17 protein-coding genes are annotated in these 17,256 nt (G+C 69.5%); 3 read left to right on the forward strand and 14 right to left on the reverse strand.

What is annotated here, in order from left to right:
* Positions 1-112: 112 nt before the first annotated feature.
* Complete coding sequence (locus E1284_RS28020; protein WP_131943145.1) at positions 113-808, reverse strand: PH domain-containing protein; 696 nt, start codon at positions 806-808, stop codon at positions 113-115.
* Between the two features lie 79 nt (positions 809-887).
* On the opposite strand from E1284_RS28020, the gene E1284_RS28025 reads away from it, so the two are divergent.
* Positions 888-2,036 (forward strand): NADH-quinone oxidoreductase subunit D, encoded by a 1,149-nt coding sequence (locus E1284_RS28025; protein WP_131943146.1) that lies wholly within the window; start codon positions 888-890, stop codon positions 2,034-2,036.
* Between the two features lie 59 nt (positions 2,037-2,095).
* On the opposite strand, the gene E1284_RS28030 is transcribed toward E1284_RS28025, so the two are convergent.
* The 11 genes from E1284_RS28030 to dacB form a co-directional block, all read right to left on the reverse strand.
* Positions 2,096-2,602 carry a DUF3180 domain-containing protein gene (locus tag E1284_RS28030; protein WP_131943147.1) on the reverse strand — a complete coding sequence of 169 codons (507 nt, stop codon included), beginning with the start codon at positions 2,600-2,602 and terminating at the stop codon, positions 2,096-2,098.
* The gene (gene folK / locus E1284_RS28035; protein ID WP_131943148.1) at positions 2,599-3,186 is read right to left on the reverse strand and encodes a 2-amino-4-hydroxy-6-hydroxymethyldihydropteridine diphosphokinase; all 588 of its coding nucleotides are present in this window, start codon (positions 3,184-3,186) and stop codon (positions 2,599-2,601) included. Before folK ends, E1284_RS28030 begins: the two co-directional genes overlap by 4 nt.
* Complete coding sequence (gene folB, locus E1284_RS28040; protein ID WP_131943149.1) at positions 3,183-3,566, reverse strand: dihydroneopterin aldolase; 384 nt, start codon at positions 3,564-3,566, stop codon at positions 3,183-3,185. The genes folK and folB overlap by 4 nt, the downstream gene beginning before the upstream one ends.
* On the reverse strand, positions 3,563-4,000 hold the full coding sequence (locus tag E1284_RS28045) for a nuclear transport factor 2 family protein (RefSeq protein WP_131943150.1): 438 nt from the start codon (positions 3,998-4,000) through the stop codon (positions 3,563-3,565). The genes folB and E1284_RS28045 overlap by 4 nt, the downstream gene beginning before the upstream one ends.
* The gene (folP, locus tag E1284_RS28050) at positions 3,997-4,920 is read right to left on the reverse strand and encodes a dihydropteroate synthase (RefSeq protein WP_165965456.1); all 924 of its coding nucleotides are present in this window, start codon (positions 4,918-4,920) and stop codon (positions 3,997-3,999) included. The genes E1284_RS28045 and folP overlap by 4 nt, the downstream gene beginning before the upstream one ends.
* Positions 4,921-5,077: 157 nt before the next feature.
* A complete protein-coding gene (gene folE, locus E1284_RS28055; RefSeq protein WP_131943159.1) occupies positions 5,078-5,686 on the reverse strand; it encodes a GTP cyclohydrolase I FolE in 609 nt (202 codons plus the stop codon).
* 32 nt (positions 5,687-5,718) lie between these two features.
* The gene (gene ftsH / locus E1284_RS28060; protein WP_131943151.1) at positions 5,719-7,722 is read right to left on the reverse strand and encodes an ATP-dependent zinc metalloprotease FtsH; all 2,004 of its coding nucleotides are present in this window, start codon (positions 7,720-7,722) and stop codon (positions 5,719-5,721) included.
* A gap of 378 nt (positions 7,723-8,100) precedes the next feature.
* Positions 8,101-8,664 (reverse strand): hypoxanthine phosphoribosyltransferase, encoded by a 564-nt coding sequence (hpt, locus tag E1284_RS42635; protein WP_131943152.1) that lies wholly within the window; start codon positions 8,662-8,664, stop codon positions 8,101-8,103.
* A gap of 126 nt (positions 8,665-8,790) precedes the next feature.
* Positions 8,791-9,786, reverse strand: a complete 996-nt coding sequence (gene tilS / locus E1284_RS42640) for a tRNA lysidine(34) synthetase TilS (RefSeq protein ID WP_131943153.1) — start codon at positions 9,784-9,786, stop codon at positions 8,791-8,793.
* A 46-nt stretch (positions 9,787-9,832) separates the two neighbouring features.
* The gene (locus E1284_RS28075; protein WP_131943160.1) at positions 9,833-10,942 is read right to left on the reverse strand and encodes a zinc-dependent metalloprotease; all 1,110 of its coding nucleotides are present in this window, start codon (positions 10,940-10,942) and stop codon (positions 9,833-9,835) included.
* A 194-nt stretch (positions 10,943-11,136) separates the two neighbouring features.
* Positions 11,137-12,537 carry a D-alanyl-D-alanine carboxypeptidase/D-alanyl-D-alanine endopeptidase gene (gene dacB / locus E1284_RS28080; RefSeq protein ID WP_243714791.1) on the reverse strand — a complete coding sequence of 467 codons (1,401 nt, stop codon included), beginning with the start codon at positions 12,535-12,537 and terminating at the stop codon, positions 11,137-11,139.
* A gap of 140 nt (positions 12,538-12,677) precedes the next feature.
* Between dacB and E1284_RS28085 the strand changes: the two genes are divergently transcribed.
* Positions 12,678-13,169, forward strand: a complete 492-nt coding sequence (locus tag E1284_RS28085) for an inorganic diphosphatase (RefSeq protein WP_131943154.1) — start codon at positions 12,678-12,680, stop codon at positions 13,167-13,169.
* Between the two features lie 183 nt (positions 13,170-13,352).
* Here E1284_RS28085 and E1284_RS28090 read toward each other — a convergent pair whose 3' ends face one another.
* Positions 13,353-14,639, reverse strand: coding sequence for an NlpC/P60 family protein (locus tag E1284_RS28090; protein WP_131943155.1), 1,287 nt, complete (start codon positions 14,637-14,639; stop codon positions 13,353-13,355).
* Between the two features lie 130 nt (positions 14,640-14,769).
* A complete protein-coding gene (locus E1284_RS28095) occupies positions 14,770-16,533 on the reverse strand; it encodes a sigma-70 family RNA polymerase sigma factor (RefSeq protein ID WP_131943156.1) in 1,764 nt (587 codons plus the stop codon).
* A 388-nt stretch (positions 16,534-16,921) separates the two neighbouring features.
* Here E1284_RS28095 and E1284_RS28100 point away from each other — a divergent pair.
* On the forward strand, positions 16,922-17,256 hold a 335-nt coding region (locus E1284_RS28100; RefSeq protein ID WP_131943157.1), incomplete at its 3' end, for a MerR family transcriptional regulator.

Raw genomic sequence — 17,256 nt, forward strand, 5'->3', positions numbered from 1 at the left:
CCGTAAGGCGGGCCTGGGTGGGCCTGGGGTCCGTACGGCCCTGGGCCCGGTCGTCCTGGCGGGCCGTAAGGGCCGGGTGGCCCCGGCGGACCGTACGGGCCGTAAGGGCCGCTCATAGCCCCATGCTCCGCTCCTCGCCCTTCTGGGCGAGACGGTCGCGCAGCAGGGCGGCCTCCGCGGTGGGAAGACCCGGAATGGTCGCGTCCGTGGCCGCGGCGGCGGTGTGCATCCGGACGGTGGCGATCCCCATCCACCGTTCAAGGAGCCCTGCCGTGACGTCCACGAACTGCATCCGCCCGTAGGGGACGACGATGAGGCGCTTGACGAACACGCCGTGCGTGACGATGAGGTCGTCCGCACGCTCGGCGTACCCGTACGCCCTGCGGTCCAGTTCGGCGACCAGCCAGGTGAGGGCGGCCCCCAGGATCACGGCGGCGACCCACATCGCGGCGGCGAGCACGCTGCCGTTCCGCCACACGATGAACGCGCCCGCACCACCGATGGGGATCGCCCAGAGAACAGCGGTGAGGAGCCTGTGCCAGGCGTGGCGCTTGGAGATGAGCGCCCACTGGAGGCCGCCGCCGGGCTCGAACGCCTGGTCGGCGCGGTAGACAGGCGGTGCCTGCTGTGCCTGCTGTGCCTGTTGTGGCGGCGTCTGCGGCGGCTGCGGCGGCGGGTAATGTGCCGGTACTCGGCCTGGCGGTTGACCGCCAAGACCCTGCCCAGGGGGCACGGGCGGGTGCGCCGCGCCCTGGGGTCCAGGCTGCGCGGCGGGCTCGTAGGGCGGCTCGCCATGGCTCGGGTTCATCGCCCCCTAGTCAACCGGAAAACGAGTACCGCTCGCCATGGGACCATGAAGCGGTGATCGGAGCGGCGGAGGCGCGACCATGACCACCGAGCGGATCGTCGGGATCGGTGCGGGCGCCAAGGAGCTCGCCACCGAGGACATGACCCTGAACATCGGCCCCCAGCACCCGTCCACGCATGGTGTGCTGCGCCTGAGGCTGACCTTGGACGGGGAGCGCATCTCGGCCGCGGAACCCATCGTCGGCTACATGCACCGCGGCGCGGAGAAGCTCTTCGAGGTCCGGGACTTCCGGCAGATCATCGTGCTGGCGAACCGCCATGACTGGCTGTCGGCGTTCTCCAGTGAGCTGGGCGTCGTTCTCGCCGTCGAACGGATGCTCGGCATGGAGGTCCCCGTACGCGCCGTATGGGTGAGGACCCTCCTGGCCGAGCTGAACCGGATCCTGAACCATCTGATGTTCCTCGGTTCGTATCCGCTGGAAGTGGGCGCCATCACCCCGATCTTCTACGCGTTCCGCGAGCGTGAGGCGTTGCAGCGGGTGATGGAGGAGATCTCCGGTGGACGCATGCACTACATGTTCAACCGGGTCGGCGGGTTGAAGGACGAGCTTCCGGCCGGCTGGACGGCGCGCGCGCGGACGGCCGTCTCCGAGGTCCGTTCCCGCATGGGCGACATCGACGACATCATCATGGGCAACGAGATCTTCCGCGCGCGTACGAGAGGCGTCGGTGTCCTCACCCAGGAGCAGATCCTCCAATACGGGGTGTCGGGGCCCATCGCCCGAGCGTCCGGGCTCGACTTCGACCTCCGCAGGGACGAGCCCTATCTCGCCTACGGCGACCTCGACGTCCGTGTGGTCACCCGCACCGAGGGCGACTGCCTGGCTCGTTTCGAATGCCTCCTCGACCAGGTCCACGCGTCCCTCGATCTCGCCGACGCCTGCCTTGAGCGCCTCGCCGAACTCCCGCCCGGCCCGATCAACCAGCGGCTGCCGAAGGTCCTCAAAGTCCCGGAGGGGCACATCTACGCCTGGACGGAGAACCCCCTCGGCATCAACGGCTACTACCTCGTGTCGCGCGGCGAGAAGACCCCGTGGCGGATGAAACTGCGGTCCGCGTCCTTCAACAACATCCAGGTCCTGACGGAACTCCTGCCGGGCAACCTGGTCGCCGATATGATCGCCATCCTGGGCTCGATGTTCTTCGTGGTCGGCGACATCGACAAATGAGCGGGTGCCCCTGAGCGCGACCGGCGTGACGGCCCCCGGCCCAGCCGGGGCGGCGGCCCCTAGGCGCGGGAGGCGCGGCGGTCGCGTTCCTCTTCGTCCGGGTCCTTGGGGACGCGGCACGCGTACTCCAGGAAGAACGCCGCGGCCACCAGCACGACGGCCGCCAGGAACGTGGCGCCGCTGACGAAGAAGTCGTGGCGGGGGGTCGGCTTGTCCAACTGGGTCGCCAGGTTGATGGCGAAGCCGCCGAACACGCCCGCGATCAGGGCGGCGGTGTGCGCGCTCGCCTTGCCCAGGGCGGCCAGCCGTGCGACGGCCATGGGCTCGATCGGCTTCGGCGACTTGCGGCCGGGCTCGGGCATGCGGGGCTTGCCGGGCTTGCGGCGGATGCGGCGCAGGACGTTCCAGCCGCTGAACCCCTCGCCCAGGGCGAGCAGCAGCAGCGTCGGCACCGCCGTCCACGGAAGCGGGGGCAGCGAGACGTAGGCGGAGCGCAGCACCGCCCAGGTGACCACCGCGACGACGACCACCAGAGCGGCGAGGAACAGGGGGCGGGACGGTTTCATGCAGGCTGCTGCAGGGCCATGTCCTCCCGTCGGCGGACGGCCGACGGGCCACCTTCGGACTGCTTGGCCTGGGCGAGGTCACCGACGCGGCCGTGCCCGGGCAGCAGGACGTCCGGCTCGATGTCCGCCCACGGGACGAGAACGAACGCGCGCTCGTGCGCGCGCGGGTGCGGAAGCGTCAGGTCGGGGTCGTCGGAGGAGATGTCACCGAACACGACGATGTCGATGTCGAGGGTGCGCGGCCCCCAGCGGACCTCGCGTTCGCGCCGCATGGAGTTCTCGATGTTCAGGACGCGTTCGAGCAGGTTCTCCGGTGCCAGCCTCGTGTCGGCCACCAGCACGACGTTGAGGAAGTCCCCCTGCTCGGGGATGGTCTCGCCGGGAGGCGCGAACGGCGCGGTCTCGTAGACCGGGGAGAACGCCACGAAGTTGAGGCCGGGCGCGTCGAACAGCGCGTCGACCGCCCCCTGGATGTTGTCGAGCCGGTCCCCGAGGTTGCTGCCGATCGAGAACACGACGCGATGCTGGACGAGCATGTGGCCGCCGGTGGCGGTGCGGTCGTGCATGCGGTCGGACGCTGTCATGGGCGACTCCTCCTGATCTTCACGGCGACGTCCGTGAAGGGGTGCGGCACGGGGGCGCTCGGCTTGTGGACGGTGATCTCCACCTCGGACACCGCCCTATCTTCCAGACATATAGTCGCCAGCCGGTCGGCCAGCGTTTCGATCAGATTGACGGGCTCGCCCTCGACGGCCTCGACCAGACGGCCGGCGAGGCTCCCATAGTCGACGGTACGCGAGAGGTCGTCGCCGGCGGCGGCGGGGCGGGTGTCGAGCCCCAGAACGGCGTCCACCACGAACTCCTGGCCGAGTTCCCGCTCCGCGGGCAGGCAGCCGTGCCGCCCCCGCGCCCGCAGGCCGCGCAACTCGATGCGGTCCAGAGCCTCACTGCGGTCGAAAGTCATTCTTCCTCTGCATCCACGACGTTGAGGACGGGCGAACCATGGTGGAGCAGAAGCCTCCACTCCCCGTCCGACCGTACGAACACGTTCGTCGCCACGATGCTTCCGCCCGCGAGGAACCCGGCTTCGGTGTCCTCGTCGGCGGTGAGGACGTTCTCCTTGCACGTCACCACGGCGTGATCGCCGTACACGTCCGTCTCGACATCGGTCAGCACGAACTGGATGTAGGTCGTGTTGGCCATGATGAGCGCCCAGGAACGCAGCACTTCCTCACGTCCGCGGAGCATCGTCCAGCCGGGATGCACGCAGGAGACACCGGGCGCGTACGGGCCGTCGGCCCACACCGCCGACATCCGGTCGAAGTCGCCGGCCTCGAACGCCGCGTAGAACTCGGCGTGGACCTCGTCCACATCGGCGCGGTTCACGGCACGGCTCATACGCGGTGTCCCCCTTGCCGGGCGCGGCCGTCCGCCGCGACCGGTTCTGAGATCTCGTCATCGGACGGGCGGGCCGCGTTGATGGCGGCCGCCACGCGCACCGCGTCCGCGTTGGGGCGGACGCGGTGGACCCGCACGCACCATGCCCCGGCCGCCGCGGCCAGGGACGTGGTGGCGACGGTGGCGTCATCGCATTCGGCGAACGCACGGGGGGTTCCGTCGGGTTCGGCCAGCAGTTTCGTGAGGAAGCTCTTGCGCGACGCACCGACCAGCACCGGATACCCGGTCGAGGTCAGCTCGTCGAGCCGGGCCAGGAGCGCCCAGTTGTGGCCCGCCTTCGGACTCTTCGCGAAGCCCAGGCCGGGGTCGAGCACGATCATCGACGGGTCGACACCCTCCCGCAGGACCGCGTCGACCCTCTGCAGAAGCTCCTCGCGCACTTCACGGACGACGTCCGCGTAAACGGCGCGGGTCTGCATGTCATGGCTGTGGCCGCGCCAGTGCATGACCACATAGGGGATACCCGCCGCGGCCACCACCCGCGGCATGTCGGGGTCGGCCAGGCCACCGCTGACATCGTTCACCAGCCGGGCACCCACGGCGACGGCGGCCTCCGCCACCTCCGCGCGCATGGTGTCGACGCTGACCGGGATGTTCTCGGCGTTGAGCGCCTCTATGACGGGGATCACCCTGCGGAGTTCCTCGTCCTCCGACACACGCTGCGCACCCGGCCGCGTGGACTCTCCGCCGACGTCGATGATGTCGGCGCCCTCCGCGGCAAGGTCCAGCCCATGGCGGACGGCCTTCTCGGGGTCGAACCAGGCTCCGCCGTCCGAGAACGAGTCCGGAGTCACGTTGACCACGCCCATGACGAGGCAGCGCCCTGGCGCTGGCAGCCCCTGAACTACGGCATTGGTCATGTCACCCAACCCTATGCCTTGAAGCCGTGCCCTCGACGCGGCGCCTCGACCGCCCCGGACACGGCCGCCACGGCCCCTCATCAACCAGCAGAACGGGCCTCAGCGCATCGCTGAGGCCCGTTCAGGCGGTCCGGGCTCCTCGGGAGCGGACGGACGGTCAGTAGCGGCCCAAAATGAGGCTCATCGCCTCGGAGCGGGTCTCGGCGTGATCGCGGAAGTCGCCGCGGACGGCCGACGTCACCGTCTTCGCGCCCGGCTTCCGCACGCCCCGCATCGTCATGCACAGATGCTCGGCCTCGATCACCACGATCGCCCCGCGCGGCTCCAGCACGCTCATCAGCGCGTCCGCGACCTGGCTCGTCAGCCGCTCCTGCACCTGCGGCCGGCGGGCGTACACGTCCACCAGCCGGGCCAGCTTCGACAGACCGGTGATCTGGCCCTTCTTGTTGGGCGTGTACCCCACGTGGGCCACCCCGTGGAAGGGCACCAGGTGGTGCTCGCAGACGGAGTAGACCTCGATGTCCTTCACCAGGACCATCTCTTCATGGTCGGCGTCGAACACCGTGGTGAGCGCGTCCTCGGGCGTCTGCCTGAGGCCGGCGAACTGTTCGGCGTACGCGCGCGCCACCCTGGCCGGGGTGTCGCGGAGTCCGTCACGGTCGGGGTCCTCCCCGATGCCGATCAGGATCTCGCGCACGGCCTTCTCGATGCGCGCGTGGTCGAAGTGACCGCCGTGCAGGGTCTCGCCCGGCGGGTCGTTCTCGATCGGCGCCTCGTCGTACGGAATCGCCAAGACGGTCAGCTCTCACCCTGGGCGGGGTCGACCGCCTCGGAGGTGACGCCGCCCTGCCCGTTGTTCTTGGTCAGGTCGGTGACGTCCTGCGGGCCGAGCAGGGCCAGCTCCTTGGGCGTCAGCACCGGCGGACGGTCGGACGGGAGGCGCTTGCCGTAGCCGGTGTAGGAGTTCTGGTGCGGCCGCTTCTGGATCGGCGCGAAGATCTCCAGCACCATGTCCTTCGACAGGGTCTCCTTCTCCATCAGGTTGACCACGAGCTCGTCCAGGACGTCCCGGTACTCGACGAGGATCTCCCACGCGGTGTCGTGGGCGGCCTCGATGTAGCGGCGGACCTCGTCGTCGATCGCGGACGCTATGTCCTCGGAGTAGTCGCGCTCGTGCCCCATGTCGCGGCCCAGGAAGACCTCACCCTGACCGGAGCCGAACTTGCGCGCGCCCAGGCGCTCGCTCATGCCGTACTCGGTCACCATGTTGCGGGCGATCGAGCTGGCCTTCTCGATGTCGTTCGCAGCACCCGTGGTGGGCTCGTGGAACACCAGTTCCTCGGCGGTGCGTCCACCCAGGAGCATGGCGAGCTGGTCGGTCATCTCCGATCGGGTGGTGAGGAACTTGTCCTCCATCGGCAGGGTCATGGTGTAACCCAGGGCCCGGCCGCGCGGAAGGATCGTCACCTTGTGCACGGGGTCGGAGTTCGGCAGCGCGTGCGCCACCAGAGCGTGCCCGCCCTCGTGGTAGGCGATGATCTTCTTTTCCTTCTCCGACATCACGCGGGTCTTGCGCTCCGGCCCGGCCATGACGCGGTCGATGGACTCCTCGAGGGTGTCCATGTCGATGAGCTTGCGGTCGAACCGGGCGGTGAGCAGCGCCGCCTCGTTGATGACGTTGGCCAGGTCGGCGCCGGTGAAGCCCGGCGTCCGGCGCGCGATGACGTCGAGGTCGACGTCCTGCGCGAACGGCTTGCCGCGGCCGTGCACCCGCAGGATGCCCTTGCGGCCCTCCAGGTCGGGGCGGTCCACGGTGACCTGCCGGTCGAACCGGCCGGGACGCAGCAGCGCCGGGTCCAGGATGTCGGGGCGGTTCGTCGCCGCGATCAGGATCACGCCGCCCTTGACGTCGAAGCCGTCCATCTCGACCAGCAGCTGGTTGAGGGTCTGCTCCCGCTCGTCGTGGCCGCCGCCGAGGCCCGCGCCTCGGTGCCGGCCGACGGCGTCGATCTCGTCGATGAAGATGATCGAGGGGGCGTTGGTCTTGGCCTGCTCGAACAGGTCCCGGACACGCGAGGCTCCGACACCGACGAACATCTCCACGAAGTCCGAACCGGAGATCGAGTAGAACGGCACGCCGGCCTCACCGGCCACGGCGCGCGCCAGCAGCGTCTTACCGGTGCCGGGCGGGCCGTACAGCAGCACGCCCTTCGGGATCTTGGCGCCGATGGACTGGAACTTCGCCGGGTTCTGCAGGAAGTCCTTGATCTCTTCGAGCTCCTCCAGGGCCTCGTCGGCCCCGGCCACGTCGGCGAAGGTGGTCTTCGGGGTGTCCTTGGTGATGAGCTTGGCCTTGGACTTGCCGAAGTTCATCACCCGCGAGCCGCCGCCCTGCATCTGGTTCATGATGAACAGGAAGATCAGCACGATGACCACGATGGGCAGCAGGCTGAACAGCAGGTTCAGGAAGAAGCTCTGCTTGGGGACATCAACGTTGTAGCCGCCGGACAACTGGCCGGCGTCGGCCTGCTTCTGCAGCTGCTGCTGCAACTGGAGCCCCTGGCCGTCGACCCAGGACGCCTGCTGCCGCTTGTCGTTCTTGAGGGTGACCTCGATCCGCTGGTCCTTGTCAACGATCTTGGCCGACTTCACCTGGCCGGCGTTGATCTCCTTGACCACCGCGGAGGTGTCGACCTTCTCGAACGAACGGCCGGGGTTGACACCCCACATGACGAGGGCGACCAAGATGCCGAACAGCAGGATCCACAGCAGCGGCCCGCGAAAGTAGCGCTTCACGTCCATTTATCCGGTTACCCCTAGGGGGCCCGTCCCTCCTGACCAACGTCTGTGTACGATCCCCGCCCGTCCCGGGGGGACGAACGCCACTGCGATCAACAATGCGTCCAACGAAGGGACCGTCGCCCTGGGCTCCGGACCCACCGTGGCGGCTTCCCTCATATGGCCCCCCGAACCAAGGGTCCGGGACACCGACGGTACACCGCAGGCGCAGGAGACGCAGCCGACGCCGTTCTCCCGCATCCCTTCCATATACCCGTCAACGATCCTTGCAACGATTCGTCACGGTTACTTGTTCCCTGGCCTCGTGTGCCCGCATGTGACCAGTACGACTGCATCTGGAGATCGGCGCTCGTCCGGGGCCGCTCCCGCCCGACGGGACGGTCAGGCCCCGTCGCCGCCGTACACGTGCGGGGCGAGCGTCCCGACGAACGGCAGGTTCCGGTACTTCTCCGCATAGTCGAGCCCGTACCCGATGACGAACTCGTTAGGGATGTCGAACCCGATGTACTTCACGTCGAGGTCGGTCTTCACCGCCTCCGGCTTGCGCAGCAGGGCGCAGATCTCCAGTGAGGCGGGGCCGCGCGAACGCAAGTTGCTCACCAGCCACGACAGGGTCAGGCCGGAGTCGACGATGTCCTCCACGATCAGGACGTGCCTGTCGATGATGTCGGTGTCGAGGTCCTTCAGGATGCGCACGACGCCCGACGACTTCGTGCCCGATCCGTAGGACGAGACCGCCATCCAGTCCATCGAGGCGGGCGAGTGCAGCGCCCTCGCCAGATCCGCCATGACCATGACGGCGCCCTTGAGGACCCCGACGAGCAGCAGGTCCTTGCCCGCGTAGTCGGCGTCGATCTGCCCGGCGAGCTCCCGCACCTTGGCCTGCAGGTCGCTCTCGGGGATCAGCACCTTCGCCAGGTCGGTGCCCAGGTCCTTCTCGTCCACAACCCCACCCTCTTGCTCAGCCTCGCCCGTCCGGTGGGACGGACGCAGGACGGACACCGCCGCACGCGCCGTGTACGCGATGCGAGCGGCGGACGCGTCGTGTGGCGGTTCGCACACGCCGCGAGGTCAGGCCGGGCCGAACAGCAGCCTCCCGGACCGCCGGACGGCGCGAAGCCCTCCGGGCAGATCCACGTGCCGCTGACCGCGCCAGGCCGTGACCAGCCGGTCCACCGCATCGACATGAACCGCCGCGAGCGTACCCGGTGGGCTGCCGGCCTTCAGCGCGGCCATCCGCAAAACCCTCGTGCGGACGGCCCTGGGCAGCTCCGCGAGCCCGTCCAGCCGGACGGCAGTGTTCCAGCCGTCTTCCCGGACTTCCAGGTCGGCGTAGGCGCGAGCGGCCAGGTCGTCCAGGGCGTCCGCGTCGTCGCGAAGCATCCCGGCCGTCCGTGCCAAGGCCTCGGCCACTCCTGGTCCCAAACTCTTTTCCAGGGCGGGGAGGGCCTGATGCCGTACGCGCACGCGCGCGTAGGCCGGGTCGATGTTGTGGGGGTCGTCCCAGGGCTCCAGCCCCATCGCCTTGCAGGCTCTGCGCGTGGTGGTGCGACCGATGCCCAGCAAGGGCCGCAGATAGAGGACGCCCTGCCGGTGGAAAGCGGGAGGCATGCCGGACAACGATCGCGCACCGGAACCACGCGCGAGCCCCAGAAGAACGGTCTCGGCCTGGTCATCCTGAGTGTGGCCCAGGAGGACGGCTGCGGCTCCCAGCCGCTCAGCGGCCTCGTCAAGTGCCTTATAGCGGGCATCACGCGCGGCGTTCTCGGGGCCTCCCGGCCCATCGACGGTCACGGCGGTGGATCCCGCCGGGTCGAGCCCTAGGCCGGCCATGGTCCGGACTACGGTCTCGGCACGCTCGTCCGAGCCGTCCTGCAGCCCGTGGTCGATCGTGACGCCGCCTGCGGGACGTCCGCCCCTGGGCGCCTCGAAGGCGAGCGCACCGGCGAGCGCCAGGGAGTCGGCGCCGCCACTGCACGCGGCCAGCACCGTTTCGCCCTGCGGCAGATCGGCGAGCACCCGCCGCACCGCGACACGTACCGCCGCCACTGCCGGATCAGGCCCCATGGGAAACGTCTACCACCAGATGGGGCCGTGCAGGGGGCGGCCTGGCTCAGGCTTCGTTGGCCTTGGGCGGGGTGTCGATGGCCCTGGGGCCGACCACGCGGGCCATCCAGAGCGTGGGCTCCTTGATCTCGCCGTGCGTGGGGAGCGTCTCCGGGGACTGCCAGACCTGGTTGAAGCCGCTCATGCCCACCTCGGCGACGACACGGCGGACGAACCGCGATCCTTCCGCGTACTGCTTCATCTTGAGGTCGATGCCGAGCAGGCGCCGGATGGTCTTATCGAGCTTGGTGCCGCCTTCACGGCGTCCCTGGAAGCGCGACCGGATCTGCTGGACGGACGGCACGACCTCGGGCCCGACCGCGTCCATCACGTAGTCGCCGTGCCCCTCCACCAGGGTCATCACCGCGGTCAGCCGATCCAGGATCTCGCGCTGCTCCGGGCTCTGGATCGCGTCGATGAGGTTGGCGTCACCGCCGCGCACTGCGTCCGCCACGGCTTCGGCCGCGTCCCGGATGCGGTCCAGCATCGCGCCGGGGTCGAGGTCCGATGCGAGCAGGAACTTGGTCATCTGGTCTTGGACGTACTCCCGCAGCCAGGGAACACCGGTGAACTGCGCACGGTGGGTCTCCTCGTGGAGGCACACCCAGAGGCGGAAGTCACGCGGCTCCACACCCAGCTCTTGCTCGACATGGACGATGTTGGGCGCGACCAACGTCAGGCGTCCCGTCGCGGCACGCCCGGTCGGGTCCGGCGGGAGGAACAACTCGTACTGGCCCAGAACACGGCTGGCCATGTAGGCGAGGATGGCGCCCACCTGCATACCGGTCACGCGGGAGCCGACCGCCTGCACGACGACATTGCCCGCACTGCCGAGGGGGCCCGGGGCCCGCCGCTCGGACAACTGCTCGATGAGCGGCTCCAGCACCACCCGGAAACCGTCCACGTTCGCGCGGATCCAGCCGGGCCGGTCAACGACCGTCGCGGGGTCGGGGTCGAGCTCGGACGCCATGCCGGTGAAGTCGCGCACGTGCCCGTGGGCGATCTTCGACAGCTCGCGCAGCTCCGTCACGACCGCACGGGCCTCGTCAAAGCTGACCTGCGGTCCCGGCCTCACGAGCCGGGTTCCGGCCTGAACGGCCACGTTCCAGTCGATCATTGAGGCGCTCATGTGCTCCACCGTACGTTTCGGAGACGGCGCCGAGGCGCCCCTGCTGGGTCGTTCAACGAACAACCGTTCTGGTTATCTCCCGTACGGCCGCGCCCACACGCGGTGCGCCCCCACGCGATCAGCCCGCGGCCGGCGGGCCGCAGTCCGTGGCAGCCGCAACCCGTGGTCAGTTCGGCCGGTGGTCAGCCGCAGCCGCAGGCGGCGACCGTCGCGGCGAGCTGGTCGAGCTTGCCCGGGTCGACCGGTCCCTTCCCGTCCCCCGCCATGAAGGCGAACGCGAGCAGCCGTCCGTCGGCGTCGTGGGCGAGCCCCGCCAGCGTGCTGACACCCGCCAGCGTGCCGGTCTTGGCGCGGACCATCCCGGCCCCCGCCCGGCTGGACGCGACGGTGTAGCGCGGCGGGCTGAGCGTCCCCGAGAACCCCGCGATGGGCAGTCCTGTGATGACCGGCCGCAATCTCGGGTGGTCGTCCCCTGCGGCGAGCGAGACGATGCGGGCCAGCGCGATGGGCGAGATCCGGTTGCGCGGTGACAGCCCGCTGCCGTCGTTGACCGACACCCCTTCCGCGACACCGAGCTTGGCGAGCACCTGCCGGACGGCCTGCGCCGAATCCGCGAACGTCGCCGGACGTCCCAGTTTGATGGCGACCTGGCGGGCCACCGCTTCGGCGACGTCGTTGTCGCTGTCGGTCAGCAGATGCTCCACCAGAGCGGACAGCGGCGGTGACTGGACGGCGCCGAGCCGTTCCGCGCCTTGAGCGGCCACCGTCCTTCGTCCAGCCTTGGCCTTGACGCCCTCCCTGGACAGCAACCGCGCGAACTGGTGTGCCGCGGATGCAGGTGGGTCGGCTACCCGCGTCTTCTTGGTCGGATCCGACGGGGAGACGCGTCCCTCGTCGACGGTCAGGGCCGACACAGGGGCGACCTCACCGTCCGGCAGGTAATTGGGCTTCCAGCCCGCCGCCGTTCGCGGCCCCTGGTACGCGGACACGTCGTAGTCCACCCGCACCTGGCTCACCCCGGAGACCTTGAGGGCGGTCGCCGTCTGGCGAGCGAGATCCAGGAGGGACGCATAGGGCGGATGGCCCGCCCCCGGACGTGGCGGAAGGGCCGTCAAGGTAGGATCCCCGCCTCCGACCAGTACGATTCCGCCGCCGGCCCCGCGCACGACCTGGGTGGTGATCCGGTGCGCGGGTCCGACCGAGGCCAGCGCCGCCACCGACGTCGCCAGTTTCGTCGTCGAGGCGGGGGTGGCGGGCCGGTCGGCGCGCAACTGGTACAGGGGGCGCAGCGTCTCCGCGTCGACCACCACCGCGTTGATCTTCGCCTGCGGGCCGCCGATCAGCGCGGACAGCCGTCCCGCCAGGACGGACGGGTTCGGCGGCCGGCCCGTCCCGGGATCGGCGGCGGGCATGACCACCGACGACGCCGGGACGCTCACGAGGTCGCGCACGGCCACGCTCGGCGGCTGCGGTGACAGGTACCGGTCGGGTGTGAGTTTCGCCACTGCCAGCCCGGCGGTGGCGGTGAAAACGTTAAGGAGGCACAGCGACAGGATCACGAGGGTCCGGCCCCGTCCAGGCACGTGACCGCCCCTCTCCCACTCAGCACTCACCAACGTGCGACATCCTTATACGAGGGAACACTCGCCCTGTGGGGCCGGCCTCACCCACCGGGGCTCCCGAAAGACTATTCACTGCGCGCGCGCAGGGAGCGGAGGACATCTTGGATTTCGACGTCACCATTGAGATCCCGAAGGGCCAGCGGAACAAGTACGAGGTGGACCACGAGACCGGACGCATCCGGCTCGACCGCATGCTGTTCACCTCGACGCAGTACCCGGCCGACTACGGGTTCATCGAGGACACCCTAGGGGAGGACGGCGACCCGCTGGACGCACTCGTCCTGCTGCAGGAGCCGACGTTCCCGGGTTGCCTGATCCGCTGCCGCGCGGTCGGCATGTTCCGGATGACCGACGAGGCCGGTGGTGACGACAAGGTCCTGTGCGTCCCCGCCACCGACCCCCGTATGGAGCACCTCCGCGACATCCACCACGTCGCCGAGTTCGACCGGCTGGAGATACAGCACTTCTTCGAGGTCTACAAGGACCTGGAGCCCGGCAAGTCCGTCGAGGGCGCCAGCTGGGTGGGACGTGTCGAAGCCGAGCTGGAGATCGAGCGTTCGCGCAAGCGCGCCGCGGACCAGGGCGGTCACTGAGCGCCGTCCGGTCCTGCTGACCGGCCGGGCCGTGCCGGGGCCACGCCGGGTGAGGGCTGGGCTGGGGCAGGGAGTCGCGGACGGCGCTGATCCGCTCCCCGCCGCCCCGCGACGCGACTCGCGATGAACCCTTCCGTGCGGAACGCCGCGCGGAAGGGTTCTCGCCGTCCAGGCGCCCGTACGTCATCCGGACGGACGGGTGGCACCGATCAGGTCACTCCGGTGGATGCTCGATATGCGCACACTGGCGCCCGTGTAAGGGGCCTCCACCATCCGGCCGTTGCCGATGTAGACGCCGACGTGGTGGATCGTGCCGGGGTCGGACGGGTCCTTGGCGAAGAAGACGAGGTCGCCCGGCCGTAGTGCGCTGATGGGGATGTGCGGGCCGGACGTCCACTGCGTACCGGTCCAGTGGTCGAGCCTTACACCGGCCTTGTTCCACGCGTACATGGCCAGGCCCGAGCAGTCGAAGCCGACCGTGCCCGCGCCTTGGGCGACCCCGTGGCTGGGGCCGAACGTGTTGCCTCCACCCCATGAGTACGGTGTGCCGAGCCATTTCAGTGCCGCTCGGGCCACTAGTGCACCGCGAGCGGCAGACGAGGTCAGCCCCGGGACGGAAGAGCCGGCGCCTGCGAAGGAGGCACGGACCTTTCGCGCTTCGGCCTTCTCCCTGGCCTTCTCCTTGGCCTCTTCCCGCGCGCGCTTGACGCGGACCGCGTGGGCCTGAGCCCTGCCAAGCCGAAGCTCTAGGCGCCGCTTCTCGGCTTCGATGCGTTCGACGGACTCCTGCTGCTCGGCCACCGCGTCCTGTGCGGCCCTCTTGGACTCGTCGGCGCGCCGGGTCGCCGCCTGCTGCCCGCTTAGCGCGGTCTCCGCCTGGCGGCGGAACACGTCCGCGACGTTCTGGGACGCCTCGACGCGGCGGACCATGGCGGTGCGCCGCTTGGCGAGCATCTCCACCAGGCCGGCACGGTCCATGAAGCCCTGCGGACCGCCATCCCCGACGAGCGCCGACGAGATCTGGTCGTAGCCGGTGTTGTCGCGATAGATCTGGGCGGCGAACGACGCCAGTTCGGTCCTGGTCTGCTCCACGCGCCGGTCGGCCTCGGCAAGGCGTCCTTGGGTGTCCCTGTACTCCTGCTGCGAGCGTTGCAGTTTCACCCGTTCGCCGTTGTAGCGCTCTATGGCGGCCTCTGCGGCGACGGCGAGCATGTCGAGTTCACCGTCCGCCTGCGCGAGCTTGGCCTTCGTCCGGCCTACTTCGGCCGCCCGCTCGCTGACTTGGCGTTCGCTCCGTTCGACGTCCTTGGCGCTAGGGCCGGGATCAGCGGAGGGACGCGCGGACGCGGCCGGCACCAGCAGGGTCATTCCGATCGCAAGGCCGGAGGTGAAGGCCACCAGCCGCAGCGCCGTACTCCTGGCAGGGGACGGTGTCGCGCGGCGGCGGGTATCTGCTGCGCCAGATGCCATGAGCACGTCCTCCCCCGAGGATGTACTGCTTAGCGCAAACGATCACCTACGAAGAGTAGGTGACTCTGGCAACGGCCGGTACTCCGCCGCTCTCCGGCGTGTGTCCGGTGTCATCCGGCGCGTGGTCGCGTCACCCGGTGGACGTTGGGCTCACGCTCGGTGAGGTGCTCCCGGACGACCGTTCCGGCGGGGGCGGTACCGGCTCCGGGGTGCTGCTGGACGGCGGTGCAGGCGAGGGGGCCGATGGCGGTTGCGGGGACGGTTGCGGACTCTCTGGCCGTTGGGTCTCGGACGGTGTGGGGTGCGGGCTCTCCGGCCGCTGCGTTTCGGGTGGCGTGGAGGGCGTCGCCGACGCGGAGCCCGTCGGCGTAGGCGAGGGACTGCCGGCGGGTGGCGGTGCGTCCTGCCGCCAGGTGACGCGCACGTGCACGCCGCCAGGCCGGAAGATGATGGTGCCGTCTCCCTGCTCGTCCGGCCGCCGGGAAGCGTGCACGCGCACGGTCATGGTCTGCCCGGCCTGAAGCTTCCCGGAAGAGGGCTCGACCCTTATGGGGCCTTGAGTCGTTGCCCGCCAAGCCACCGGCCCGCCTTCTGCGCGCACTTCTATGGAGCCGTCCGATTCCCCCGCCAAGTCGAGGAAGAGCGGGGAGACCGTGAGGACGCCCATGGTGCCGCTGGGCTCGAGCCCAGGAACGGCGACCGGAGGTGGTGCGGGCAGGGCTGTCGCCGGTGCGGAGGACGCGCGCGCGCCGAGCGGGAACGTGGCCGACACGGGAGCGGCCTCAAAAGTGCCCGGCCCTTGCGGAGCCGTCGTCGGCGACGGTTTGCCCTCCGGCTCCTGCGAGACCCCCGGGATAGCCGTCGGGCGAGGCTCGGCCGCGGTTCCCGCGGGCTTTCGTGCCGTGCCCAGGACGCCGTACATCGAGGCGACCCCACCGCCCGACAGGAGCGCCACCACGGCCAGCACCATGGCGGCCCGGGCGACCTGTGCGCGCACACCGGCCTCGTGCGCCGCTGGAGCGGCCTTGTGCGGGCGTACGGCCCATGAGCGTCGGCCGCCGGAAGGCATGAGTCGTCCCGCCCGCGCGGCTTGGGCGGGGAAGCCGTCGGGCGTGAACTCCGTGACCCGGGTGGCCACGAAGAGCCTGTAGCCGACCAGTTCGGGGTCGAGGAAACAGCTCATCACCCGCAGGCGCAGTTCCGCCGCGGGGCGTGGGTCCGGCAGGAGCCCGTAGACCTTTCTCGCCGACACGTTCCGGGGACGGAACGCCCCGCAGACGGAACACCCCTCTGCGTGTTCCATCAGCCGTCTGTTCAGATCGTGATGGACGTCGTCGCGACGTTCACGCAGCAGCACCGCGCGCTCGGTGCAGCCGTAGGGACCCTGCTGGGCGAGTATCTCCGCCGTTAAGGCCTCCTCCAGTTCCCTGTGCGCGACCTCCAGTGCCCCCTGGACGTCTTTCAGCGACAACCCGAGCACGGCGGCCAGGTCTGGGGATGACAGCCGCCGCCTGATCCTCAGTTCCAGGATCTCTCTGGAGAGCGGACGCAACGCCAGTACCGCGTGCCACGCCGTGATGCGCTGGTCGACGTCCTCCTGGTCATGGGTGGCGATCGGCACGTCCGGCGCCTTGAACCTGGGCGGCAGGCGCCGTTCGCACTCCTGCCGGGCGATGGCGTAGAGCCACGCCCCGAACCTGCCGGGGTCGCGCAGCTTGCCGATGTGCGCCTCGGCCACGATGAACGTGTCGCGCAGGGCGACCCGCGCCGTCTCACGGCACCGCAACCGGAACCAGCAGTACGCGTAGAGCCGGCGGGCATGGGCGTCGTACACCGCGGTCGGGGCGCCCGGATCGCGCTCGCGTAGCGCCTCGACCAGGAGATGGTCGTTCATGCCAGAAAAGGTAAAGGTTCCCGCCGGTCTTTACTGGCCAATTCAGAAGATCCAACTCTGATACCGAACACCATTCTTGAGCTATCCAGGCAACTCTGATGAAGAGTTACATTTATGCGCTTTGGGCGTTTTGACCGACATACTGCAAGTATCACACGATCGCTGTGACCAGCGGATCATGACCGTGAGCAATCAGAGCGCAACCCATGGAGAAGGGAGAAATTTCGCGGGTCAATCAACGAGCCGAGTCCCCATCATCGGTGGAAGCGCAGTTTCGGCGACCGCCGATCGCGCGGGCAACAGCGTGCGGCAGGCGGCGGCAAGGGCTTCCAAAGCCGATCTTCGCCTGAGGTTGACACTGTCACGATGACAGTGTCATCATCGCATCATGGACGGTACCTGGACGATCGGCGAGCTGGCGGAACGCGCCGCCGCCGCCCTCGCGGCGGACGGAGCCGTGCAGGTCAGCGGCCGGGTGCGCGACGTCCCCAACACCCGGCTGATCCGCTGGTACACCACGATCGGCCTGCTCGACCCGCCGCTCGCCCGCCGCGGCCGCACCGCCCTCTACGGTCCCCGCCACCTCCTCCAGCTCGTCGCGGTGAAACGCCGCCAGGCCGAGGGCCGCTCCATCGCGGAGATCCAACTCGAACTGGCCGCCGCCACCGACGACACCCTCACCCCTGTCTCTTATACACAACTGACGCTGCCGACGATCGCATA

This window comes from Actinomadura bangladeshensis (genome assembly GCF_004348335.1).
GTDB lineage: Bacteria > Actinomycetota > Actinomycetes > Streptosporangiales > Streptosporangiaceae > Spirillospora > Spirillospora bangladeshensis.

Excerpts from the sequence above, each read along its gene's own strand:
- E1284_RS28020 (WP_131943145.1), bottom strand. The coding sequence starts at position 808 with ATGAACCCGAGCCATGGCGAGCCGCCCTACGAGCCCGCCGCGCAGCCT.
- E1284_RS28025 (WP_131943146.1), top strand. The coding sequence starts at position 888 with ATGACCACCGAGCGGATCGTCGGGATCGGTGCGGGCGCCAAGGAGCTC.
- E1284_RS28030 (WP_131943147.1), bottom strand. The coding sequence starts at position 2,602 with ATGAAACCGTCCCGCCCCCTGTTCCTCGCCGCTCTGGTGGTCGTCGTC.
- folK (WP_131943148.1), bottom strand. The coding sequence starts at position 3,186 with ATGACAGCGTCCGACCGCATGCACGACCGCACCGCCACCGGCGGCCAC.
- folB (WP_131943149.1), bottom strand. The coding sequence starts at position 3,566 with ATGACTTTCGACCGCAGTGAGGCTCTGGACCGCATCGAGTTGCGCGGC.
- E1284_RS28045 (WP_131943150.1), bottom strand. The coding sequence starts at position 4,000 with ATGAGCCGTGCCGTGAACCGCGCCGATGTGGACGAGGTCCACGCCGAG.
- folP (WP_165965456.1), bottom strand. The coding sequence starts at position 4,920 with ATGACCAATGCCGTAGTTCAGGGGCTGCCAGCGCCAGGGCGCTGCCTC.
- ftsH (WP_131943151.1), bottom strand. The coding sequence starts at position 7,722 with ATGGACGTGAAGCGCTACTTTCGCGGGCCGCTGCTGTGGATCCTGCTG.
- tilS (WP_131943153.1), bottom strand. The coding sequence starts at position 9,786 with ATGGGGCCTGATCCGGCAGTGGCGGCGGTACGTGTCGCGGTGCGGCGG.
- E1284_RS28075 (WP_131943160.1), bottom strand. The coding sequence starts at position 10,942 with ATGATCGACTGGAACGTGGCCGTTCAGGCCGGAACCCGGCTCGTGAGG.
- E1284_RS28090 (WP_131943155.1), bottom strand. The coding sequence starts at position 14,639 with ATGGCATCTGGCGCAGCAGATACCCGCCGCCGCGCGACACCGTCCCCT.
- E1284_RS28095 (WP_131943156.1), bottom strand. The coding sequence starts at position 16,533 with ATGAACGACCATCTCCTGGTCGAGGCGCTACGCGAGCGCGATCCGGGC.